The sequence below is a fragment of the Paenibacillus etheri genome (assembly GCF_001012825.1).
In the GTDB taxonomy this organism is placed as follows: domain Bacteria; phylum Bacillota; class Bacilli; order Paenibacillales; family Paenibacillaceae; genus Paenibacillus_AQ; species Paenibacillus_AQ etheri.
In genome coordinates this window covers 77,052-100,039 of the sequence record NZ_LCZJ02000018.1, presented here as the reverse complement: position 1 = coordinate 100,039, position 22,988 = coordinate 77,052, and the positions used below count along the sequence as shown (strand labels likewise).

The 22,988-nt window shown below is 43.8% G+C and carries 21 protein-coding genes and 1 other annotated feature; of the genes, 5 read left to right on the top strand and 16 right to left on the bottom strand.

What is annotated here, in order from left to right:
* Window positions 1–63: 63 nt before the first annotated feature.
* Complete coding sequence (locus UQ64_RS05910; protein ID WP_371915730.1) at window positions 64–327, bottom strand: YqhV family protein; 264 nt, start codon at window positions 325–327, stop codon at window positions 64–66.
* A 301-nt stretch (window positions 328–628) separates the two neighbouring features.
* Here UQ64_RS05910 and UQ64_RS05905 point away from each other — a divergent pair, with 301 nt between their 5' ends.
* Window positions 629–1,495, top strand: coding sequence for a YitT family protein (locus UQ64_RS05905; RefSeq protein WP_082651001.1), 867 nt, complete (start codon window positions 629–631; stop codon window positions 1,493–1,495).
* A gap of 95 nt (window positions 1,496–1,590) precedes the next feature.
* On the opposite strand, the gene UQ64_RS05900 is transcribed toward UQ64_RS05905, so the two are convergent.
* The 4 genes from UQ64_RS05900 to UQ64_RS05885 form a co-directional block, all read right to left on the bottom strand.
* Entirely contained in the window at window positions 1,591–2,844 is a 1,254-nt protein-coding gene (locus UQ64_RS05900) for an aspartate kinase (RefSeq protein ID WP_060622565.1), read from the bottom strand.
* A gap of 302 nt (window positions 2,845–3,146) precedes the next feature.
* On the bottom strand, window positions 3,147–3,704 hold the full coding sequence (gene efp, locus UQ64_RS05895) for an elongation factor P (protein ID WP_042129835.1): 558 nt from the start codon (window positions 3,702–3,704) through the stop codon (window positions 3,147–3,149).
* Between the two features lie 47 nt (window positions 3,705–3,751).
* Window positions 3,752–4,822 (bottom strand): M24 family metallopeptidase, encoded by a 1,071-nt coding sequence (locus UQ64_RS05890; RefSeq protein ID WP_060622564.1) that lies wholly within the window; start codon window positions 4,820–4,822, stop codon window positions 3,752–3,754.
* Window positions 4,823–4,896: 74 nt separating this feature from the next.
* Window positions 4,897–5,388 carry a YqhR family membrane protein gene (locus tag UQ64_RS05885; protein WP_060622563.1) on the bottom strand — a complete coding sequence of 164 codons (492 nt, stop codon included), beginning with the start codon at window positions 5,386–5,388 and terminating at the stop codon, window positions 4,897–4,899.
* Between the two features lie 207 nt (window positions 5,389–5,595).
* Here UQ64_RS05885 and UQ64_RS05880 point away from each other — a divergent pair, with 207 nt between their 5' ends.
* Both UQ64_RS05880 and UQ64_RS05875 read left to right on the top strand, forming a co-directional pair.
* Window positions 5,596–6,543 carry a DUF1385 domain-containing protein gene (locus UQ64_RS05880; RefSeq protein WP_156417502.1) on the top strand — a complete coding sequence of 316 codons (948 nt, stop codon included), beginning with the start codon at window positions 5,596–5,598 and terminating at the stop codon, window positions 6,541–6,543.
* A 7-nt stretch (window positions 6,544–6,550) separates the two neighbouring features.
* Window positions 6,551–6,892: a hypothetical protein gene (locus UQ64_RS05875; RefSeq protein WP_060622561.1), complete on the top strand. Its 342-nt coding sequence runs from the start codon at window positions 6,551–6,553 to the stop codon at window positions 6,890–6,892.
* Window positions 6,893–6,975: 83 nt separating this feature from the next.
* Here the strand turns inward: UQ64_RS05875 and UQ64_RS05870 are convergent, their stop codons facing one another.
* The 3 genes from UQ64_RS05870 to mntR form a co-directional block, all read right to left on the bottom strand.
* Complete coding sequence (locus tag UQ64_RS05870; RefSeq protein WP_060622560.1) at window positions 6,976–7,905, bottom strand: patatin-like phospholipase family protein; 930 nt, start codon at window positions 7,903–7,905, stop codon at window positions 6,976–6,978.
* Between the two features lie 92 nt (window positions 7,906–7,997).
* Entirely contained in the window at window positions 7,998–9,638 is a 1,641-nt protein-coding gene (locus UQ64_RS05865) for a family 10 glycosylhydrolase (protein WP_060622559.1), read from the bottom strand.
* A 302-nt stretch (window positions 9,639–9,940) separates the two neighbouring features.
* Window positions 9,941–10,366: a transcriptional regulator MntR gene (gene mntR, locus UQ64_RS05860; RefSeq protein ID WP_042129847.1), complete on the bottom strand. Its 426-nt coding sequence runs from the start codon at window positions 10,364–10,366 to the stop codon at window positions 9,941–9,943.
* Between the two features lie 199 nt (window positions 10,367–10,565).
* Between mntR and splB the strand changes: the two genes are divergently transcribed.
* A complete protein-coding gene (splB, locus tag UQ64_RS05855) occupies window positions 10,566–11,636 on the top strand; it encodes a spore photoproduct lyase (RefSeq protein ID WP_209445740.1) in 1,071 nt (356 codons plus the stop codon).
* Here the strand turns inward: splB and UQ64_RS05850 are convergent.
* From UQ64_RS05850 to UQ64_RS05815, 8 genes are all read right to left on the bottom strand, one after another.
* Complete coding sequence (locus UQ64_RS05850) at window positions 11,633–12,346, bottom strand: cytochrome c biogenesis CcdA family protein (RefSeq protein ID WP_042129852.1); 714 nt, start codon at window positions 12,344–12,346, stop codon at window positions 11,633–11,635. The genes splB and UQ64_RS05850 overlap by 4 nt on opposite strands.
* Window positions 12,347–12,409: 63 nt before the next feature.
* Window positions 12,410–13,213, bottom strand: a complete 804-nt coding sequence (locus UQ64_RS05845; protein WP_060623240.1) for a metal ABC transporter permease — start codon at window positions 13,211–13,213, stop codon at window positions 12,410–12,412.
* Window positions 13,214–13,299: 86 nt separating this feature from the next.
* Entirely contained in the window at window positions 13,300–14,049 is a 750-nt protein-coding gene (locus UQ64_RS05840) for a metal ABC transporter ATP-binding protein (protein ID WP_042129853.1), read from the bottom strand.
* Between the two features lie 34 nt (window positions 14,050–14,083).
* Window positions 14,084–15,079, bottom strand: a complete 996-nt coding sequence (locus UQ64_RS05835; protein WP_060622557.1) for a metal ABC transporter solute-binding protein, Zn/Mn family — start codon at window positions 15,077–15,079, stop codon at window positions 14,084–14,086.
* A 211-nt stretch (window positions 15,080–15,290) separates the two neighbouring features.
* Window positions 15,291–17,303 (bottom strand): methionine--tRNA ligase, encoded by a 2,013-nt coding sequence (gene metG, locus UQ64_RS05830; RefSeq protein WP_060622556.1) that lies wholly within the window; start codon window positions 17,301–17,303, stop codon window positions 15,291–15,293.
* A 49-nt stretch (window positions 17,304–17,352) separates the two neighbouring features.
* Window positions 17,353–17,613 (bottom strand) — a binding site (T-box leader).
* A 40-nt stretch (window positions 17,614–17,653) separates the two neighbouring features.
* The gene (gene yidD / locus UQ64_RS05825) at window positions 17,654–17,917 is read right to left on the bottom strand and encodes a membrane protein insertion efficiency factor YidD (RefSeq protein WP_042190501.1); all 264 of its coding nucleotides are present in this window, start codon (window positions 17,915–17,917) and stop codon (window positions 17,654–17,656) included.
* A 2-nt stretch (window positions 17,918–17,919) separates the two neighbouring features.
* Window positions 17,920–18,381, bottom strand: a complete 462-nt coding sequence (locus UQ64_RS05820; RefSeq protein WP_042190503.1) for a Fur family transcriptional regulator — start codon at window positions 18,379–18,381, stop codon at window positions 17,920–17,922.
* Window positions 18,382–18,610: 229 nt separating this feature from the next.
* Window positions 18,611–20,857, bottom strand: coding sequence for a copper amine oxidase N-terminal domain-containing protein (locus UQ64_RS05815; RefSeq protein ID WP_060622555.1), 2,247 nt, complete (start codon window positions 20,855–20,857; stop codon window positions 18,611–18,613).
* A gap of 318 nt (window positions 20,858–21,175) precedes the next feature.
* Between UQ64_RS05815 and UQ64_RS05810 the strand changes: the two genes are divergently transcribed.
* Window positions 21,176–22,978 (top strand): sensor histidine kinase, encoded by a 1,803-nt coding sequence (locus tag UQ64_RS05810; protein ID WP_209445723.1) that lies wholly within the window; start codon window positions 21,176–21,178, stop codon window positions 22,976–22,978.
* Window positions 22,979–22,988 lie beyond the last annotated feature (10 nt).

Below are 22,988 nucleotides of genomic sequence, written 5' to 3'. Positions count from 1 at the left end.
TCCTCTATCTAATTGCTTTATTCCATATTTATGCTTGTACGCGCTCAATATGCCTATCATCTATCATTTTTTTAGAATCCCGATTAAGAGAAAGGCTACACCGCAGCCGACCCAGCCCAGTTTGCTCCAGGACAACTGCTGGGCCATCCCTGTAAGTCCGATCGCTGTCGTCAATATCAAGATCGTTGGGCCTACTAAAGCTAGTCCAGAATTAACTGCGAGCGCCTTATCTACCTGATTCAACCGCAGCATAATCAGCGCAGCTATAATCTCCGCACTACCCGAGAACAGCCGAAGAGTCGCCATCCAGCTTACATACTTGTCCAATTCACTCAACTCCTAACTTTTACTAATTCACACTAAGAATATCTAGAGCTTGTTTGTCTTTCTCTTATCTATGGATATGCGATAATTACTCACTTTAGACAAGAAGAAATGACAGAATTACAAGTCCTACTGTGAAAGAGTTCATAGTACACCTCTATATAAATAAATATAATCAGTACGATAAAATTATTTTTTACGAACACTTCCATCTGTGGTATCCTTGTTAATTGGAAATATAGTGGGTTTATATTTTCAAAAAGAGCAGACTATAAAGACATAAGAAAAAGAGGGGATTTATGTCATGCAAGTTCGAAGTTACGGGTTACCGCAAAACATGCGGACCGTAGTCAGACCACTCAAGGAAGTAGCTATCATTATTTTTTCGGCCTTTTTAGTTGCAAGTGGAATGCGATTGTTTCTAATTCCTCATCAGCTTTTAAGCGGTGGGGTAGCAGGGGTGGCTTCGGTCGTCGGTTATTTAACGGATCCGAAGTACATCTCTAAGCTTTATTTTGTAATAAACCTTCCTTTAATTGTCTGGGGATTTATTGCATTGGGGAAAAAATACATCTTACTAAGCTTGCTTTCCGTCGTGGCTACCACCTGGTTCATAACCATTATTCCTGAGGTGCAATTGACCAAGGACCCGATTCTTGCAAGTATTTTCGGCGGGGTAATTATTGCTGGCGGCGTTGGTTTTTCTCTCCGTACAGGAGGCTCATCCGGGGGATTCGATATATTAGGCTCGATTATTTCACGTAAACGGGATATTCCAATGGGGAATATCATGTTCTTAATGGATGGATTAGTTATTCTGAGTCTAGGCTTCTTTAAAAGCTGGGACTCCGCCTTGTACGCTATGCTCTGTATTTTTGTAAAGAGTAGAGTAGTCGATATGATCCATATTCGCCATGTGAAGCTGACCTGCTTCATCGTTACCAAAGAACGGGAGATGATGCTAACCCGTCTCAGAGAGTTACCTCATGGCATCACTGTCGTCAATGCAGAGGGTGGATATAGTCATGAGGGAAATACCATGCTAATGACGGTAACGACTCGGTATGAACTTGCAAATCTGCGGAGAACTATTCTTGAGGCAGACCCAAGCTCCTTCGTCAATGTTGTGGAAACTGTAGAGATTCAGGGCCGGTTCAAACGATTAGGATAAATTCAGGGACTTACCTCCCATGCAGTTATATAAGCAAAAAGAGATGCCCCGCAGCCATGGCTGTAGAGCATCCCTTTTTGTTTACTTAGCAGTTCTTATCGGCGATCCTTAGGACCTCCGACGAAAGCCTGTTCTGTTGTATCGAGATTATAGGTGGTATGAAGCGCCTGTATGATTGATGGCAAATTGCCTGATTCAATGACGCAAGATACTTTGATCTCAGAAGTGCTGACCATCTTGATGCTTACACCCTCTTGCGAGAGTACATCAAACATTTGAGCCGCTACCCCTGGATGGCTGACCATACCAGCACCAACGATGGATACCTTCACCAGGTTATCCTCGGAGGTAACTTCACGGTAAGGCAAAGTTTTATGAATTTCTTTGATAACTTCCTTCGCCCGATCCAGCTCATCAAGAGAAACTGTAAATGAGAAGTCAGCCTGCTCATTCTGTACACCACTTTGAACGATGATATCTACGTTAACGCCCTCTTCAGCAAGCTTGCCGAAGACCTGAGCGAGTACACCTGGTACATCAGGAACTCCAAGAATACTGACACGTGCTACATTCTTATCAAATGCAATACCACTAACTACGATTCCCTGCTCCATGCTTGTTTCCTCCTTCACAACAGTACCTTCATTATGATTAAAGCTCGATCTAACGACCAGCTTAACTTGATGACGCTTAGCGTACTCTACTGCACGTGGATGTAGTACAGCTGCTCCCAGATTGGCAAGCTCTAGCATTTCATCGTAAGAGATTTCTTTCAGCTTACGTGCCGTCTTCACGATACGTGGATCTGTGGAATAGATACCATCTACATCGGTATAGATCTCGCATACATCTGCTTGAATAGCAGCAGCCAAAGCTACGGCTGTTGTGTCCGAACCACCGCGGCCTAATGTGGTGATCTCACCGTCCACTGTCATTCCCTGAAAGCCTGCAACGATCACGATTTGTTCACGCTCCAAAGACGCTAATACACGACGCGGGTCAATTTCATTGATACGAGCTCTGCCGTGAGTTTCGTCTGTTCGGAATCCAGCCTGCCATCCTGTATAAGAAACTGCATTCCGCCCGATCCCATGTAGGGCAATGGACAATAGAGCGACGGAGATTTGTTCACCTGTCGTCATTAACATATCCATTTCACGTGCGGGCGGCTGCCCGTTTAATTGCTTCGCCGTATCGATCAAATCATCTGTTGTATCCCCCATTGCAGATACAACCACAACGCAGCGATGTCCCTCATCTTGCTTGTCTGCGATGCGCTTGGCGACGCGTTTCATTCGTTCGGTGTCGCCGACGGAGCTGCCTCCGAATTTCATAACATAAAGTGACAAAGTCCCATTCACTCCCCATATCGGTCTATGTAGTTACTTCTAATCGGTTTCCCGCTTTAAATCAGTATAATACGAAAACAGTGCCTTGCGTTAATGGTTTCATAAAAAATTTATTGAATTTCCCCGCTGCGAAAAAAAAGATACGGTCAGCATCTACCCTTCAGCTGTGCTTATTTTACTCAACTTCCAGTATTTTAATGTAAGGTTTTCATCACCGCTTTATCCATTCCTTTGCATAAAAAAACCTCCACCGTATAAACGGGGAGGTTACTCTGGTAATATCTAGGTTATTGTTCTACTGCCTACGCGCGCGAGATATATTTACCTTCACGGGTATCAATGAGCAAGATGTCTTCTTCGTTGATAAACAACGGAACTTGAACACTATGACCGGTTTCAAGCTTGGCCGATTTCGTAGCACCTTGAGCCGTGTTACCTTTAACGCCAGGCTCAGTTTCAACAACTTTCAACTCTACGCTGGTAGGAAGGTTGATCCCGAGAATTTCGCCTTTGTAGCTAACGATGTTTACAGTCATGTTCTCTTTAAGGAAATTCAATTCCCATTCCAATTGCTTTTCGGACAATTCGAATTGGTCATAAGTTTCGTTATCCATGAATACATGGTCCGATCCACTTGCATACAGATATTGTACACCACGGTTTTCGATAATCGCACGGCCAATCGTTTCACCTGCACGGAATGTACGCTCTACCGTGTTACCGTTACGCAAGTTCTTAAGCTTGGAGCGAACAAATGCTGCGCCTTTACCTGGCTTAACGTGTTGGAAATCAATAACGGTAAAAATATCTCCTTCTACCTCTACGGTCAAACCTGTTTTAAAATCATTTACTGAAATCACTAAAAATCCCTCCAAAATTCATAATTAATCTAATACATTCCGCTTACTTATAGTACTGTATATTCTTTAGACGAATGGGTCAGCAACGATATTCCGCTCTCCGTGATCACAATGTCGTCTTCAATACGTACTCCGCCAATTCCCGGCAAATAGATACCAGGTTCCACAGTTACGACCATCCCCGGCTGCATAATATCGTCACTAAGCTTGGACAAACGCGGCCACTCATGAACTTCCATTCCAAGTCCATGACCCGTGCTGTGTCCAAATTGTTCACCATATCCGTAGCTGGCAATGATATCACGTGCCAAGGCATCGCATTCCCGTCCGGTCATGCCCGGTTTGATATGTGCTAACGTATGTAGCTGAGCTTCCAGCACAATATCATAGATCTCTTTCAGCTTCGGATCCGGTGCTCCGAGTGCGATGGTTCTTGTCACATCTGAGCAATAGCCATCAAGTAATGCACCGAAATCAAGGGTAATAAACTCATTACCTTGAATTACTCGGCTGCTTGCTACTCCGTGTGGCATGGACGAACGTTCGCCTGAAGCAACGATCGTATCAAACGATGAAGAAGTTGCACCATGGGTACGCATATAAAATTCCATTTCCAAATCAACATCGCGCTCTGTCATGCCCGGTTTGATCACGTTCAGAATATGACTGAATGTAGCATCGGCCAGATCTGCTGCACGTTGCATAACGGCAAGCTCTTCCTCATCCTTGAACATACGAAGGTCTTCCACGGCTTTGGAAACTGGAACTAACACTGCCGGCTTAAGTGCTTCTGCATATGAGGTGTACGCGCTGAATGAAACATCATCCTGTTCGAAACCGATACGTACTTCTTTACCAGAAGGCAGAAGCTCGCGTACTGTATCAATGAACTTCGTTGCATGTTCTACAACTTTAACCCCCACTGCTTGGTCCGCGGCCTGTGTCATATACCTGAAGTCAGTCAGCAGATAACAATCATCACTTGTCACCAGTACATAACCGGACGATCCGGTAAATCCACTTAAATAGCGGCGATTATAACCGCTAGTTATCAACATTGCTTCCAATCCTTGATCCTGCAAAACCTTACGTAGCTTGGAGACACGCTTGTTACCCATTTTCATTCTCCTCTCGAAATAGCCACATTGTATTTTAACATAGGGATATCCCCTTGAGAAGTTTTTTCGCACCGTTAGGCAAGCGCTGTACTTTGCTCACGCTTCCGTTCGTCCGTATACTCCATCGCTGCTGTATATCCAATGAACATTCCCCATAGTAAAAAAATGCAGAACTCACTAATGACCGTGTTCCACGACAGCTTGAATGGGGGTTGCATAAGAAACAACTGAGAGCCAGGAATAAATATAACCGACCACCATAAAACGCCATAAACCAGCCCTGGCCAAGGTCCCTTCAGCTTGCGGAGAAACAGTACATACAGCATAGAGGCGATGACCGAAAATACAATAAACATCATATATCCCACGAAATGTCCAAACGCTGTTGTCAAAAAATCATGTCTGAAAAAAGGTTCTGCGATAAAGCCAGGGCTGACTTCAGTAAAACTGAACCAATAAGCATGCCAATGAAGACCTCCCCAAATCAATCCTGAAAAAAAACCCAATTCGAGTGCAAAAAGCCAAATATTTGTATGCCCCGATTGTTGTTGATGAGATTTGCTCATGAAATTGCCTCGCTTTCTTTATTTTCAATACCGATTTATCTCTCGCTCTCTCTAGAAGATAGTATGTACAGCAAAAGGCGATCCAACTAGTAATGTCATCAAAAATTAGTTACAATGTAGTATATAAATCATATTAAATACGAGAAGGTGAATTGGTTGTCCCAGGAAACTCCCAGTTACGGCGGCCAAGCCGTCATTGAAGGTGTCATGTTCGGCGGTAAGCATATCAATGTAACAGCCGTACGACGCAAGAATCAGGAAATCACATTTTTAGAGGTACCCAAAAGAGATAAGAGCTGGGTCACGAAACTGCGCAAGATTCCGCTGCTTCGCGGCCTTGTCAGTATTATAGATGCCAGCGCTAAAGGCTCTAAGCACTTGAACTATTCAGCCGAATCCTACGCTGAAGATGAATTGGAACCGGAAGATCTGGAGAAGGAAAAAGCGAAGCCGAAGAAAAAGGATGAGGGCTGGAGCTTAGGAATGATTTTTGGCGTAGCAGTAATGGGTATTCTCTCCTTCTTGTTCGGAAAGCTCATTTTTACGCTTGTACCGGTATTTGTAGAGGATTTTTTATTTAAGAATGTATTTGATAACTACGTACTGCACAACCTCATAGAAGGCGGCATCAAAATGGTTCTCTTGCTGGTCTATTTATGGGCGATATCACAAACACCTGTGATCAAGCGACTGTTCCAGTATCACGGTGCTGAACATAAAGTCATCAGCGCTTTTGAAGCAGGCGAAGAACTGACTGTTCAGAACGTTCAGAAATACAGCCGTCTGCATTACCGCTGCGGAAGTAGCTTTATGATGCTGACAATTATCCTCGGAGTGATCATTTACTCTGTAGTACCTTGGGATAATCTTTGGGAACGTGTGATCCAGCGGATTATCTTGTTGCCAGTCGTAATTGGCGTATCGTTTGAAGTTCTGAAAGGAACCAATGCGGTAAGAGAAGTACCAGGCCTTAAATATTTGGGTTATCCTGGATTGTGGCTGCAACTCCTTACAACCAAAGAGCCAAAAGACGATCAGGTAGAAGTATCTATTGCCTCTTTCAACCGTATGCGTGAGCTTGATGCTGCGATTGAAGCAAGAGGATATTCGGAGGCAAGTGTGTCAGGCGGCATATTGGATCCTGCGAAAGGATGAGTGATCTATGATCAGGCATGCTTTAATTTTTTGGATTACGGTTACACTTGCGATATTCGGTTTTGTGATTGGAGTTTTGACTCAGCCTTTCTTTACGCTGTCGAAGCTGATTCTTCCCTTAGTACTGTTAGCGATTATTTATTATGCTTACAAAAGAATGGGGCCAGGAAAATATGCTCGCAGCAGCAGTGGATCTAAGGTAAAAGTGAAGCCTTCCCAGAAGACCATGTCAAAGGTAGCAGGAATTCGCAAGACTCAAGCTACACCAGGTAAACGTAAAAGCTATCCATTCCAAGTGATCGAAGGAAGTAAAGGGAAGAATGACGATCAGGTTCCAAAGTATCACTAATTTCATAAGAAATCCAAAAAGCATCTCCACGTTATAAGTAACGTGCGGGATGCTTTTTTTCTGATATGATGATGCCCCGCTCGTTATCTTGGTCGCCACTCTTTAAAGAAATTCTCCCCTGCTATCAGTCCGGCAGCATACAATTCATCGCTCTGCGCTTTTGTAATTTCAAACTGAGTCGTCCCAATCCCCAGCGTTGGAATTTTTACCGTGCGAACAAGTTTATCCCCTTCAATATACCGCTCATCATGAGCAGAGAGCATGGTAGTTACCATAGCCTGAAGCATGCTGAACGGCCCTCTAATATTATGCGGCTGTGGATCGGTCTTACCTACCGTTTGATAACCTACCGTAGGAATTCTGCTTCCTAGTTGTTTACTTCCATTATTCTTGCCGTCAAATAGCCACAAAGGGAAATTACTCAAGAGTCCACCATCCACAACATACACAAACTGCTCGGTAAAGGATTTCCCTCTTGCTGCTTGCCCATTTAGTCTTAGCATGACAGGATCAAAAAAATAAGGAATGCTGCAGCTCATTCGCACTGCTTTGGCCACTTCAAAATGCCCCGGAGAGATCCCATATTGCTCCAATCCATCTGGCAAGACCAATACCCTTCCATTTGTGATATCGGATGCGATGATAGATAATTTACCAGCAGGCAGATCACGGAAGGTGACGATTCCCTTTTTGAGTAATAATGCTCTTACCCAGGACTCCAACGCTTCTCCAGAATATAATCCTTTCTTCAAAAGCACTCGCAGCGCAGGGCCAACGATAGCCGTATTATAAATGGGGCCTCGCTTCAGAAACGATGAAAAGGATGTTCCTTGGATTATCCGACACATTTCCTCCCCTTCATAGCCCGCAGCTAGTAAAGTGGCTACAATCGAACCTGAGGAGGTTCCTGCTACCCTTTTAAAAGTCCACCCAGCTCTTTCTGTAGCTTCAACTGCACCCGCGAGCGAAATCCCCTTTACGCCTCCTCCTTCAAATACTGCGTTAATCTCCATACACAGAAATCCCCCGTTTCCCATAGATTCTATTGCTTATCTATGAGCACAGGGGAAGATTCATGACTCCTTATGAATAACAGCTATCCTACTTAGGACTTAAAATAAAAGGTCAATAAGCTCGACAATCCGAACGGATTGCGGACTACGACGTCATTCGCTCTGAACATAATACTACCTGCAACCTCTTCGTACTTCTCATTATATTTGAGCTGATTAATAATTTGATCTCCACTTTGCCATTCAGCCTTTTGATCACTTGCTCCGACCTTATAACCAGCTAGCCCGATGTAGAGTTTAACATTCGTATTCTCGACTTCTTTTACCCACCAATCTACTAACTTGTCATAACGAGCTGTGCTAAAGGACAAACTCCAATAAATTTGTGGAGCGACATAATCAATCCAGCCCTGCTTAATCCATGTCCGAACATCGGCATACATGCTGTCATAAGCAGATACCCCTGCACTAGTGTCCGAACCTGTACTATCATTTTTAATATTTCGCCATACTCCAAAAGGACTGATTCCATAAGAAGCCTTCGGCTTCACTTTATGAATCTGTTCTCCCAGCTGACGGACAAATTCATTAATATTATCTCGGCGCCAATCAGCTTTAGAAAGCTTTTTCGTATTATAGGTAGAATAAGCAGCATCATCGGCAAAAGTAACATTTGAAGGATAAAAATAATCATCCAAATGGACGCCATCAACATCGTAACCTTTAACCACTTCCATCACCGTGTCGATGATATGTTGACGAGCCTCCGGAATACCTGGATTAATGTATTTCTTACCATCGGCATTCACAATCCATTCTGGATGTGCTTTTGCCACATGGTTACTCGCTAAAGCTGAGGTGGAAGCATCAGTCGTTGCACGGAATGGGTTGAACCAAGCATGAAACTGCATGCCACGGGAATGCGCAGCGCTGACCATATAGCTTAGAGGATCATATCCCGGATTCTTCCCTTGTGTACCCGTCAATACCTTAGACCAAGGAACTAATGCCGATGGGTACAGACTGTCTGCCGAAGGTCTAACCTGAACAAATACAGCATTAAAGCCAACGGCCTTTAGCTTGTCTAACAGGTTATCAAACTCCTGCTTTTGTTTCGCTTCATTTCCCGCCGATGACACTGAAGGCCAGTCCAGATTGAATACAGTGGAGATCCAAGCCCCCTTCATTTCCTTACTAGTCGATCCACCAGGAATAGTAGGTATCGTTGGCACCGTTGGTACTGTTGGTGTCGTTGGTGTCGTTGGTGTTTCTGGATCAACAGATTGTGGCGGTTCAGTGTTGGAGAACAAGGAAATATGCTTATTAACCTGATCCCATAACACCTGCAGACCCAAGTTCTCACTTACGAAACGAATCGGGACCATTACCCGCCCCTGCTTAATCTGCACGGATGTATCCAGCGCTACCGAAGCATCGTTTACCCATGCATTTTTCTGGCCACTGGTCAGCTTGAGTACCGTATCTCCTTGGGTGATGGTTACAGTCTTACTATTCTGATTCCATACTACGCCGGCATTTAATCCTTTACTGATCACGCTAATTGGCACCATCGTTACATTGGAAGTTGTGATATACGGGGGCACGTCACTAACTAGCGCCTCTCCATCCAGTTCAATGGTAATTTGCACCGCTGCCGCGCGCGCACCAGGAGACCATAAAGGCAGAAACAACATAAGTACTAACAAACTCAACATCCATTTACGATAATTCATAATTCCTCCCCAAATCTTAAAAATATGTATCTAAAAAAAGAAAAAACGGATAAGTCCTTCCTGCAAATGAGAGAATGCCTCCTTCTAAAAAGAGGGTATCTGTCTCTGCAAAAAATATAAGGAGTATCGAATAAAACTCATACTCTCTTATATTTCTAAAAGGACTGTATCCGTTTTGACGCTAAAAACTGGAAAAGGTTGCACTAAACAAAATAGAAACGGTTATACTATCCACTGATTATGCTCACGAAAGCCTTGGTGCGCATAACTTTTAGGGCAGTATCCGTTTCGGGAAAAACATTTCAAGAATCGCTTGTCAGTTCGTTGTGAATCGCATATAAAGTCTGAATACGTTCTTCGTCGCGGCGGAAATATTCTACCAATGTTTCAATACGCGTAATCGAATCCCAACTTAAGTGATGCTCGATTCCTTCAACATCATTATAAATGTATTCCTGCTGTACTCCGATCAATCCAAGGAATTCCTCCAGTAGTTGATGACGATCAACTAGCCGTTTCCCTACTTTTTTCCCTTTGTTGGTTAGGACAAGCCCACGATATTTCTCATAGATGAGATATTCGTCCTTATCCAGTTTTTGGATCATCTTGGTCACAGAGGAGGGGTGTACTTCCAGTCCCTCGGCAATATCCGAGACCCGCGCATAACCTTTCTCATCTATGAGCTTGTATATGCGCTCCAAATAATCCTCCATGCTGGGTGTTGGCATTAAACTTTACCTCTTTTCTATAATGAGCATGGCGCCGGGCCAAACCTTGCTCTAACAATGATACATGTTTCTAACGCCCCTTGGCAAGTCCTTCAAAGGAACTTACAGATGAGTTGCACATGTTTGCCATGCTTCTATTAGGGATGAGTTAGACATAATAAATATACTCGTCATTCAAAAGGAGCGTGAAAGTATGACTATAGTGACGCCAGAGTCCACTACTGTAAAAAGACCCAGAAAACCTACTGCACTTTTTCTTCCAGAGCTTGTTTTCTTCGAGCCTAATGCTTTAAATTACCCTAAAGGTGAAAAAATTATGGAATGGGTAAAAGCTAACGATATCCCCTATCGGATGACCACATCACATAATCGTATTATGAATTTCCCTGGCGAAACTGAGGTCGAGCAATATAAAATTGCCAAAAGAACGCTTGTTGTCGGCCTACGCAAAACTTTAAAATTTGACCCATCCAAACCATCAGCTGACTATGCCATTCCCATCGCTACCGGTTGTATGGGGCACTGCCATTATTGCTATTTACAGACCACCTTAGGGGCAAAGCCCTACATTCGCGTATACGTAAACACAGGTGAAATTATAGATGCTGCCAAAAAATATATCGAGGAGCGCAGTCCAGAAATCACGACTTTTGAAGCAGCCTGTACTTCAGATCCGGTTGGACTGGAACATATCACCGGCTCTCTGGCAGAGCTAATTACATTTATGGCAAAAGAGCCCCTTGGCCGTCTGCGCTTTGTGACCAAATACCAACATGTTGAACCACTGCTTGCTTTGGAGCATAACGGACATACCAGAGTTCGCTTTAGCGTGAATGCAGATTATGTAATCAAGAACTTTGAGCCTGCCACCTCCCGCTTCGAGGAACGTATTGAAGCCGCTGGTAAGGTAGCACGGGCGGGTTATCCACTTGGCTTCATCATTGCTCCAATTATTTGGTATGACGGCTGGCAAGAAGGCTACGCTGAGCTACTGGCTAAGTTAGCCCAGACCCTCCCCCCTGAAGTTGGAAAAGGATTAACCTTTGAAATGATTCAGCATCGATTCACCAAAACCGCTAAGACGGTAATAGAAAAGCGCTATCCCAAATCCAAGCTAGAGATGGATATGGAGAAGCGTAAGAAGAAATGGGGCCGCTGGGGACAAAATAAATATGTCTATCCCGATGAACAACAAACCGCCCTGCGAGAGTTTATCACAGAGCGGATATTCGAACATTTTCCAGAAGCAGGGATTGATTATTTCACCTAAAAAATGAGCCAATCAGGTGTAATTCCCTGCAGCCACACTGTGATCCGAAACATTTGATCTGTAAAGAGCAGAACGCCCATAAATACCATGAGAACGCCACCAATCTTCATCAGCACATTTGAATATTTAAGGATACGTCTTGCTCCTCCAAGAAAGAAGGCTAAGACAAAGAAGGGCAATGCGAACCCGATGCTATAAGCCGTAATTAACGTGAACCACGTGCCAGGCTCGCTTGCAGAAAGTGCGATAATCGCGGTCAGAATCGGTCCAATACATGGAGACCAGCCCGCTGAAAAACCGATCCCAAAAATAAACGATCCGACATAACCCGCCGGCTTCCATTTTAAATCAAGCTTGCGTTCACGAAGTAGAAATTGCGGCTGAAAGATCCCAAGCAAAAATAATCCCATCACAATAATCAGAATCGCCGATAATTGCCGGATTAAATCACGCTGTCCATTAAAGAATTGTCCGAATAGTCCTGCACCAAATCCCAGTGTGTAAAAAACCGCTGAAAAACCTAAAATAAATGCCAATGTATGGGTTATTGTGCGTATACGGACCTCTTTGGTATTGCTGCCTGACTTCAATTGCTGAACGGATAATCCGGTAATATACGATAAATAAGAGGGATAAAGCGGTAAACAGCAAGGTGATATAAACGATGCTACCCCTGCTGCTAAAGCTATTCCTGCATTGATATTAGACAAGGTAGCGGCTCTCCTTCCAGCATTCGAGTCACTTCAGGGCATACCCTATATTTTATTCGCTGTTTATGCTGGCAAACCCTTTTTACCGATCAAAGTCAATACTAATAGTGATATGAGTAAAAGCACAATGGTAGCACCAGGGGCCAGATTCCAAACTCCTGCAACTACTAGTCCGCCTACAACAGCAATTTCCGAAATGATGACGGATAGAATGACCGAGGATTTAAAGCTTCGAGACAACAATAAGCTGATAGCAACCGGAATGGTTAGTAGAGCAGATACCAGCAATGATCCGACAATTTTGATCGCTGTGCTGATTACAAGCGCCGTCAGAATGGTAATCAACATGTTAAGCAACTTCACTGGAAGTCCACTGACACTCGCTGCATCCTCTTCAAAGCTAAGCAAAAAGAATTCCTTAAAGAACATCGTAACCACTACTACAACTGCTATCGTTACGATCCCTACTACGACTAAATCGGTATTGTCTAGCGTATAAATGCTACCGAACAAATAACTCATAACATCTGCATTATAACCTTTTCCTAAGGTAAAAAAGAGTGAAGCTAAAGCCACACCGCCCGACATAATTATCGCGATCGAGAGCTCTGCATAACTCTTATAAGCCTTGCGAAGCTTCTCTATCGCAAAGGAGGCCACCACTGCAAAAATAAGACCTGCTCCCAGCGGGTAGAATCCTGTTAAAAAACCAAGGGCCACACCAGCTATCGTAACGTGAGCCAGCGTGTCCCCAATCATAGATAAACGTCTGAGCACAAGAAAAACGCCTATAAGCGGCGCTGTAATGCCAATCAGAAGACCGCCCGCAAGCGCTCGCTGAAAAAAATCGCTAAATAGAATTTCCAACTTTAACTCTCCTCCGTAGAACAATTGAAACATTTTTAATTATTAAAATCTTTTTCGATCCCTCCCAAACCCCCTTTGACTATGACCTAAGAGAGCGTGTGCTGCAGGTTCTCTTCCGTGCAATTCTGCAAATCATGAGAGTGTCGGGAGAAAAAGTTAATCTTACCGTTCGTTTGCACAGGTTCATTACCTAAGTAATTCTTAATCATGTCGATATCATGCGACACCATTAGAAATGTCATATGATGATGGGCATGCATATGTGTAATTAAATCAAAGAATCCTGCTTGTGATTCAGCATCAATACCGACAGTAGGCTCATCCAAAATCAGCAGATCCGGATGGTTGATCAGCGCTCGTGCGAGAAATACACGCTGCTGCTGACCGCCTGACAGCTGACCTACTCTTTTCTCCGCAATATCCTGTATCCGCATCACTTCCAGCGCATCTTCGCACTGACGATGCTGAGCCTTAGATACTCTTCGAATAAGATTCTTGTTGTTGTACAAACCAGATAGCACTACTTCACGCACCGTTGCTGGAAACAGTGGGTTGAAGGCATTCTTCTGCGGAACATAACCAATCCGCTCCCAGTCTTTAAACTTACGGACAGGCGTTCCGAATAATTTGATTTCACCACTGCTAGCCGGAAGCAAACCGACGATCATCTTCATCAGTGTTGTTTTACCAGCGCCATTAGAACCAATGATACCAAGGAAGTCCCGTTCTCTTACACTATAGTTAAGATTCGAGATCACCTTCTGTTCACCATATGAAAAAGAAAGATCCTGTATATCGATGATATGCTGATGGCAGTCCAAGGATACCGATTGCATGCTTAAGCACCGCCTTTTCCTTATACTTTCCTTATTATTGTAAAGCCATAATCAGATTTTGCAAATTTTTCTCCATCAACGTGAAGTAGTTATCCCCGTTCTTTTCTTGCTCCGCAGTAAGACCTTCTACTGGATTAAGAACCATAGTAGACACGCCGGCTTCAGCTGCTAACGTCTTAGCCAGTTTATCGGAGACAAGCTCTTCAAAAAAGATGTACTTGATGCCTTCGTCTTTGACCAACTTCGCCAGATTCACCAAATCTTGACCTCTTGGCTCGGCGTCAGGTGATAATCCCATAATCGCATGCTGATCAAGCCCATAATCACGAGCGAGGTATGAGAATGCCTGGTGTGAAACTACAATTTCATGGTTTGGCAGTTTTGTAAGCTCCTGCTCAAATTTACTATCCAAAGCCTGTAGACGTTCAGCAAGTTTATTGTAACGTTCTTCATACCCATCTTTATGCTCCGGGTCTACGGACAGCAGGCTGTCTTTAATATTACGAGCCATAATAATCGCTGATTTCGGACTTACCCAGGTATGTGGGTCCGTATGAAGACTATCCCCGGAATGGCTATTATGATCAGCATCATCCTCGTGATGGTCCTCTTCACTGCTTCCCCCGTGATCATGTCCGTCATCTTCATCGGTCATTATTAAATCAATACCTTTACTTACTTCAACGGCTTCTACCTTACTGCTACTATCAAGCCCTTTTAGAAAATTAGGAACCCAACCCTCAAGCCCTGCTCCATTGTACAGGAACAATTGCGCTTTAGAGGTGTTAACTATATCCTGACTGCGCGGTGTCCAATCATGTGGCTCTACGCCTACCGGAAGCAAATTAATGGCATTTATATCATCTCCACCAATTTCCCGAGTAAACTCATAAATAGGATAAAAAGTAGTTACAACATTTACTTTCCCTTCAACTATACTTCCACTGCTCTTAGGTCCACATGCAGTAAGTGTAAATACAAGCACCAGGGCAAGAATGAGCAGACTTATTCGTGACTTCATAGCAACCATTAAATTGATCTCCCTCTCAAATCGTAATCTTTACTATTAGAAGTATAATAGTAATCATTACGATAAGTCAACCATAAATCCTGATAAGATAATTCTGAACTTTATCCCTGCTTGTATGTTGAAAAAAGGAATGTTCCCACAGCCTGTCCGGCTGAAGGAGCATTCCCTTTCTTAATATAAATTTTCATTTATATGTTCTACATAACAAGTCTTACTTCACGATAGCTCCATTTGGCATGCTGTCTGGAACTGTGGCGATGGTTAACTGATCACCTTTAGAAGCAGCTAGAATCATCCCTTGGGACAATTCTCCGCGCAGTTTCACGGGCTTCAGGTTCACAATACAAATCACTTTTTGTCCTACCAGCTCTTCCGGTGTATAAAACTTCGCGATACCAGAAACAACTTGACGCTGCTCATAACCTAGATCCAGCTGCAGCTTCAACAGCTTGTCGGCTTTCTTCACAGGCTCTGCCGCAATGACCTGAGCTACCCGAAGCTCAGCCTTGGCGAAATCGTCGATGCCGATCTCTTCTTTATGCTCTTCCTCAGGCTCAGATGCCGCAGGAGCGGCAGGTGCTGCTTCTGTCGGTTCAGCAGTCGGTTTGCCAGCGCCCATAGCTTCGGCGATATAAGCCACCTCTTGCTCCACATCCAGACGCGGAAAGATTGGATTGCCTTTAACCAGCTTTGTTCCTGCCGGGATCAGACCGAAAGTCTTACCACTATCCCAAGATGTCAGCTCACCTGTTTCGATGCCAAGCTGTTCCCAAATCTTCGCTGGGGTTTGTGTCAAGAACGGCTGCAGCAGAATGGAAGCGGTGCGAAGACCTTCCACAAGATGTCTCATCACAGAAGCGAGCTCAGCTGTTCTGCTCTCATCCTTAGCAAGCAACCAAGGCTGTGTCTCATCAATATATTTATTGGTCCGGCTGATAAAGGTCCCGATCGCTGTTAGCGCTACGGAGAACTCCATTTTTTCCATCGCTTCTTCTACTTTGGCATAAGTGTTCTCTGCCGCAGCTTGAAGCTCACCATCAAATGCTGTTACATTTCCTTCATACGCTGGAAGCTCTCCACCGAAATACTTCTCCACCATCGCACCTGTCCGGTTCAACAAGTTACCAAGGTCATTAGCAAGATCATAGTTAACCCGATCTACAAAGCTTTCAGGTGTGAACGTACCATCCGAACCAAACGGTACTTCCCGTAGCAGATAATAACGAAGTGCATCCAGGCCGTAACGATCAATCAGTGTAACCGGATCAACTACGTTCCCTTTGGATTTCGACATTTTGCCATCCTTCATAAGCAGCCAGCCATGCGCAAACACCTTTTTCGGAAGAGGCTCACCCAGCGCCATTAGAATGATTGGCCAGTAAATGGTATGGAAACGGACGATTTCTTTGCCCACAATATGTACATCTGCAGGCCAGAAATTATCGTACAGACTGCGATCCTCAGAACCGTAACCCAAAGCAGTAATGTAGTTTGTCAACGCATCAATCCATACGTACACTACATGCTTTTCGTCGCCTTTAACCTTAACACCCCAATCGAAAGTCGTACGGGAAACCGCAAGATCCTCCAGACCAGGCTTGATAAAGTTATTGATCATTTCGTTCTTACGGGATTCAGGCAAAATAAATTCCGGATTCTCCTCATAAAATTGCAGCAATCGATCTGCATACTTACTCATCCGGAAGAAATAACTCGCTTCCTTCACCAGCTCAACGGGATGACCGCTATCAGGGCTTTTTGCACCAATGATTACGCCATTATCATCTCGAACGATATCAACCAATTGCGTTTCTGTATAAAAGGTTTCATCCGGAATACTGTACCAGCCTTCGTATTCGCCTTTATAGATGTCACCTTGCTTGAGCAGTCGATCAAAAATATCCTGAACAACCTTTTTATGACGTTCTTCCGTAGTACGGATGAAGTCATCATTGGAGATGTCTAGCTTGCGCCATAATTCCTTAATGCCAACAACGATGTCATCTACGAACTGCTGAGGGGTTTTACCTGCTTCCTCTGCCTTCCGTTCAATCTTTTGACCATGCTCGTCTGTACCTGTAAGATAACGTACATCATAGCCGCGTAGACGTTTGTAGCGGGCCATTGCATCTCCTGCTACAGTAGAGTAAGCATGTCCGATATGCAGCTTATCACTCGGATAGTAGATAGGTGTAGTTAAGTAAAAAGTTTTCTTCTCGTTCATTGATTAATCATCCTTTCTTTCATAAAAAGACAAAAAACTCCCGCCCCTATAATGGGGCGAGAGTATAACTCACGCGATACCACCCAAATTTCCTGTCTCTTCACAGAGAACAGGCTTCGCCAGTTCCCTCCCGGGAACTGTCCATTAACGCTGGAACACGCTGTTATCTTACGTGAACCTCACTTGCAGTTCCCGCTCGAACACAGTTCCTCCCGGACCATATTCAATCTAACGCTCCATACCGGCTTTCAGCACATACCGGCTCTCTGTAATGGACGTACCGATTTACTTATCCGTTCCTCGGAATTCATACTATTACCTGTGAATATACCCAATGGTAAGGGCTTATGTCAAGTCGCACGAGCAGAATCCTTCTTCGTGGGGTGTTCCTCAAGAGGCGGTACCGGATCAAGTCCCCCTGGATTGAAGGGATGACATCTAGCGATCCGCTTGGCAGCAAGCCATGAACCTTTAAGTGGACCATGGACTTCAATAGCTTCCAGCGCATAGGCAGAGCAGGTTGGATAGAAGCGACAAGTGGCAGGCTTAATCGGGGAAATGTACTTGCGGTACACCCGAATGGGGGCCTGAATCGTTCTTCGAAGGGTCGCCATCCTTAGACCCCTTTTTTGCGATTAGCTGCTGCGACTAGTTCTTCTTCCCGGTTCTCTTCACATTCTTTGCAATAACCGAACACCTCAAATTTATGCTTGACTACCCGGAATTGATCAGGTGTATCCGTTAAATTCATCGGGCAGAAATTAATCGGGTAGGTTTTCTCGCATTGAAGGCAGATCATATGATGATGGTGATCCTGATGATTACAGCTTCCCTTGAATTTCACTCCGTCCTCAAAGACGATTTGTTCAAGTACACCAAGCTCTTCCATTACACGCAGATTGCGGTACACGGTATCAAAGCTAAGTCCGCTATACTTGCGGCCCATATGCTCATAGACATCCTTCGCTGACAAATAACCCTTATTCTCGCCGAATAACTTGGCAAGCGTTTTGCGTTGGTCGGTGATTCGCAGACCTTGCCCCGACATGACCTCTAATATTTGTTCTGTCGACAGCATACGCTCATCTCCCATAACATTTCAGTTCATTTCATTTATACTTCACTCTCTTAATAATGCCCCAAAATAAATGCCCCGTCAATGAAACAACCAAGCGTATGAGTGTTCACCAGAGTAAAATTCATACATTTAAATACAAAAAGTCCGGCTGAGTATTCCTTTGCGGAATATTCAACCGGACTTATATTTCAGGTGAATCCCAAATAACTTAAAGGATGGACCTATTTTGTTATTTCTTCGCTGGCAGTGGTGTAACTAGGAAATTCACCGGCAAGTTACTACCAGAAGCTGCTGTGAACAAAATCTCCACGGAGCCGCCAAAATCACCAGTACGATAAATCACGCTGTTCATATCAGCCGATGAGAGACTTCCCGATGTCGGCATGTGTACAATTTGACCATTAACCATGACAGGTCCCATGTAATTACCGCCACGTGGATTAAACGTAATCAATGAATTAGGTGCAACACGATCGAATTTGATTTTGTATAACACGCCGAAATTACCTGCATTGGATGCATCAGTACCGTTCATTGGGTCTACACCGGTCAAATTTAAATCACTCAAATTGTCACCGAGAAGAAGTCTCGCAGGAGTTGTTCCTACTTCGTCGGTAACCGTGATGATACGTGTAGAATCAGCATAAGTTCCTCGGTTATGCACCCCATCACGATCCAATATTGGAAGTGTAGGAAGAGTAGTTAGAGGATCTTTATTCGCATCGATCAGCATGACATTATATTCAATAGGATAATCGCTAAATAAATCTGCTTGGAGGGATACAATCTCGCCTGGTTTCATTGCAATTTTGTTTAGATCCGTAAGAATCGAGACGCTTTCCCCTGGTTGTAGGACTGTTGTCTTATAATGCTCCCTAGTAATCATAGACTTCCAGTAACGTTCCACAGACATTTTACCAGTTCCTTCTGGAAATGAACTTGGACCGCCAAAGCCTACATACTCTGTTGTAATTGTCGTAGGGTACAGATTGTTATTCTTAGCAATCACATACACCTTCGTTTTGATATTCATATTATTCTTATGGTGGACCAAGAAGCGAGTTCCGCCGAATGATGTTTCTTTATACGTGATCCCTTCCGTATTCACTGTTTCTGGGCTGTTACTGCGAATAAGGTTATAAGGCTCAGAAGAAAGATTATAGGCTACCTTCTGCCAAGTTGGAACCATTGATCCGTCGATGTTAAATACACTACCTGGAGCACCGAATAATCTATAGAAATCTTCTTTACTGTACAAGACTTCATCTGAAATATTAATGGTCTTCTCAAAAGTGCTGATTGCGCCATGTGAATCTTTTACTTGAATGGCTACTGTTGCTGGACCTGGAGTGAAGAACGCTTCTGCTTTGTTCGTCCAAGTCACTTCAATTGGATCACCGTCTGGGTCGCTGCTTAGATCCGAATATGTGATCATTTCACCCATCTTGTAAGAATCTTTTTCTGTTGTGAAATTAGCGACTGGCGGTGTATTTGGTTTTAGTACATTGATGGTCACAGAGTAAGGATCACTCCACTGTCCATTCGCATCCATTACGGAATAGGATACTACATAAAATCCTGGTGTATCATAGATATCTTGCTTATTTCCTTCCCAGCGTTGATCGACAATGGCCGTACCATTCGGTGAAGAGCTGGAAGTCACGAAATTCACAGGATCACCAGCATAAATTTCAGTTGGCACTGTAAAAGAAGCTTTAGGTTTCGTGTTCAGCGTAAGAATCACTCGTTTTTGCACATTATCAACGGTATAAGGAATGCCTAACGCTCCAGTGATGGACGTCAAAGGAACCATGAATGTACCCTTGAATTGATAAGCCGGGCCTTTCATTGTCACATTTTTACCATTAACGGAATAGATCTTACTGTCCGTCTTAAAGCGCATTACGTCGCTTCCTTTGGTAACAATGGTCTCTTTCGTTTTATAATCGTAAATGTATTTCACACCTACGCGTTCCACCATAGCTCGGATCGAAACGTATGAGACCCCATTCTTCACGGCCATTGGCTGATTAGCCAAATATTCAACGCCGTTTTGGTACATTTTGTTGCTGTTCATCATAAGTACAAGCTGATTACTGGCCGCAGCACGAACACCATCCGTTGGTATAGGCTGTGTAGTGGTTTCAGGTGTAGCAGTAGGGATCGGTGTAGCCGTTGGTTCGGTTGTTGATGTAGGTTCCGTTGTTGTCGCAGGTTCAGTCGTCGGTTCAGTTGTTGCCCCAGGAATTGGGGTTGGAGTTGGTGTAGGTGATACGACTCCCCCTGGTACCTCAGTTTGTAATGGTGGCAATGGGTCAGTAGCTTCTGGCATTACATCCGTTACAGATGTAGCAGCTGCTCCTACTGCATTGGTATTACCGGAGGTATTATTGACAGCTTCGGCAAAAGCCGGCACTGCCGAGGCGGCCTGAGAAATGGCCAAAACAGCAACTAACGTTAATTTCTTTAAATCCATGATATGACTCCTCTGCTCCTATTTGTAAATATAAGTAGGTCTCTGTCTTTTTCATACTCCTCTTATATCCCCGCAAAAACGCAACCGCTCTCAGCGAAGCGGAAGAATTGCTTTTTGCCACGTTCGTTATAACAAAACATAGTATTAGACGCATATTACCGCAAAAAGTTTCATTTTTAAGTAAAGAAAGATTAACCCAGTATTAAAATAACCGAAACCAACCTTTCAACGGCGACCCGAAAAAAATGAGATTATCCATATAAATATGTGTATTTTGCGGTAAGGTATATTCGCTTTCATTTGCTTTTGTTACAATGTATGGAAGAATATCTTTTTCATGCGGGTGATGACATGTCCAAGAAAATCTCCATCCTCGTTCAATTAATCATGGGTTTCTCACTAATCATCTTCACTATCGTAGCTTTTACGATTTTTTTGTCCTACCGTTCGTCATCCCAAGCTGTTCTTAACCGATCGAATCAATATATTCTGGAATCCGTCAAACAGCTTCAAGGTAAAATGGACGCTATTCTTCAAGATAACGACAAACTCTCATCTACCATCATGTTCAGTCCCTTGATTCAAGAAACACTAGGAGACTTAGCAGAATCCCGCACACCTCATACTGACGCTATGGATATCACCCGCTACATAGATCAACAGACACGTTCCATCAACTATGATATCCAGTTCAAGCTGCTCGGACTTTCAGATAATCAGGTATATACCAATAGCAGTTCCTTAAAAGTAATCTGGGACAGCGAGAGGGAAATCCGCGGCGCCTATTGGTTTCCAGCTATAGCCCAGAATAACGGACGTATGCTCTGGTTTGGTGTAGATGTATGGCAGAACGGTACCATCCCTGTGGTCATGGGAGCTAGGCAAATTAATGATTGGAATGCTCTAGATCGATTAGGAACGTTATTTCTTGTCCTTCCTGTGGAGGTTATCCATAACGCTGTCAGCCAATTTCATCTTGGTAAGAATGAGAAAATCCAAATTGTTGATTCCTTCAACACCATTGTTTATTCCACCGATCCAGATGAGATTGGGCTGTATATGGATGATAGACTTCTAAATCAATTCAGCAACCATAAGGCACGGATTATCCCACATACCATAAACTCCCGCAATATGTACGTATCTTACGCCTATTCACCTTACAGCGAGTGGAGCATTTTTGCTTACATTGATTCTAAAGAAGCTGTTAAAGATTTAAATGGCATTCGCAGAAATATTATTCTAATTGGCTTGTTTGGGATGGCCGCAGCGTTATTGTTTACCTTCTTTTTCTCATGGACACTATCCAAGCCGCTTCGTAACCTTGCAACCAAGCTAAGCAACGTTGAACGTGGAACCACACTACCATTTGTAAAAACAACCATGAACAAGGAAATGGCTATTCTATACTCAAGCTATAACTCCATGCTTCAAAACCTGGACCATACAATCGCTGACCTCTCAAGCAAACAAATCAGTGAAAAACAAGCTCAGATCGTAGCGCTTAAAGCGCAGTTCCGCCCTCATTTTCTCTACAATACTTTGAATACCATCTATTGGTCACTTGCTAATAAGCGCCTGCGGGAAGAGTCACAAATGGTGCTCGCACTAAGCGATTTGCTCCGTTACAGCATTGATCGAGGATCGGAATTTGTTACGGTTGAGGAGGATTTACAACAATTAGAAAGGTTTATCTATCTGCAAAAACTACGCTACGAGGAAAAACTACAGATTGATCTGCACGTGAATCCGGAGGTCATGAACCGGCAGCTTATGAAGCTAACCCTTCAGCCCCTTGTAGAGAATGCTATCACACATGGACTTGAGCCTACGCTTCGCGAAGTATGGCTAATACGTATTCGAGCTTATAGTGAAGGCACCTCACTTGTGCTAACTGTAGAAGATAATGGAGAAAGCATGAGTGAGGCAAGAATGGCAGAGGCCTTAATCAGTGGTGAGGTCACTCCGGAGAAGCTGCTTCACACCGGTATCGGTCTCTCCAATCTGAATCATCGTATAGAATTAATCTATGGACATGGATTTGGCCTTCATTTATCCACAAGCGAGCTCGGAGGCTTACTAGTAAGAGTCACTGTTCCATTACAGTTCGACCAAGGGTAGGGGGCGAAGT

Excerpts from the sequence above, each read along its gene's own strand:
- UQ64_RS05905 (WP_082651001.1), top strand. The coding sequence starts at position 629 with ATGCAAGTTCGAAGTTACGGGTTACCGCAAAACATGCGGACCGTAGTC.
- UQ64_RS05890 (WP_060622564.1), bottom strand. The coding sequence starts at position 4,822 with ATGGGTAACAAGCGTGTCTCCAAGCTACGTAAGGTTTTGCAGGATCAA.
- UQ64_RS05885 (WP_060622563.1), bottom strand. The coding sequence starts at position 5,388 with ATGAGCAAATCTCATCAACAACAATCGGGGCATACAAATATTTGGCTT.
- UQ64_RS05880 (WP_156417502.1), top strand. The coding sequence starts at position 5,596 with ATGTTCGGCGGTAAGCATATCAATGTAACAGCCGTACGACGCAAGAAT.
- UQ64_RS05875 (WP_060622561.1), top strand. The coding sequence starts at position 6,551 with ATGATCAGGCATGCTTTAATTTTTTGGATTACGGTTACACTTGCGATA.
- UQ64_RS05870 (WP_060622560.1), bottom strand. The coding sequence starts at position 7,905 with ATGGAGATTAACGCAGTATTTGAAGGAGGAGGCGTAAAGGGGATTTCG.
- UQ64_RS05865 (WP_060622559.1), bottom strand. The coding sequence starts at position 9,638 with ATGAATTATCGTAAATGGATGTTGAGTTTGTTAGTACTTATGTTGTTT.
- mntR (WP_042129847.1), bottom strand. The coding sequence starts at position 10,366 with ATGCCAACACCCAGCATGGAGGATTATTTGGAGCGCATATACAAGCTC.
- UQ64_RS05840 (WP_042129853.1), bottom strand. The coding sequence starts at position 14,049 with ATGCAATCGGTATCCTTGGACTGCCATCAGCATATCATCGATATACAG.
- UQ64_RS05835 (WP_060622557.1), bottom strand. The coding sequence starts at position 15,079 with ATGGTTGCTATGAAGTCACGAATAAGTCTGCTCATTCTTGCCCTGGTG.
- metG (WP_060622556.1), bottom strand. The coding sequence starts at position 17,303 with ATGAACGAGAAGAAAACTTTTTACTTAACTACACCTATCTACTATCCG.
- yidD (WP_042190501.1), bottom strand. The coding sequence starts at position 17,917 with ATGGCGACCCTTCGAAGAACGATTCAGGCCCCCATTCGGGTGTACCGC.
- UQ64_RS05820 (WP_042190503.1), bottom strand. The coding sequence starts at position 18,381 with ATGCTGTCGACAGAACAAATATTAGAGGTCATGTCGGGGCAAGGTCTG.
- UQ64_RS05815 (WP_060622555.1), bottom strand. The coding sequence starts at position 20,857 with ATGGATTTAAAGAAATTAACGTTAGTTGCTGTTTTGGCCATTTCTCAG.
- UQ64_RS05810 (WP_209445723.1), top strand. The coding sequence starts at position 21,176 with ATGGAAGAATATCTTTTTCATGCGGGTGATGACATGTCCAAGAAAATC.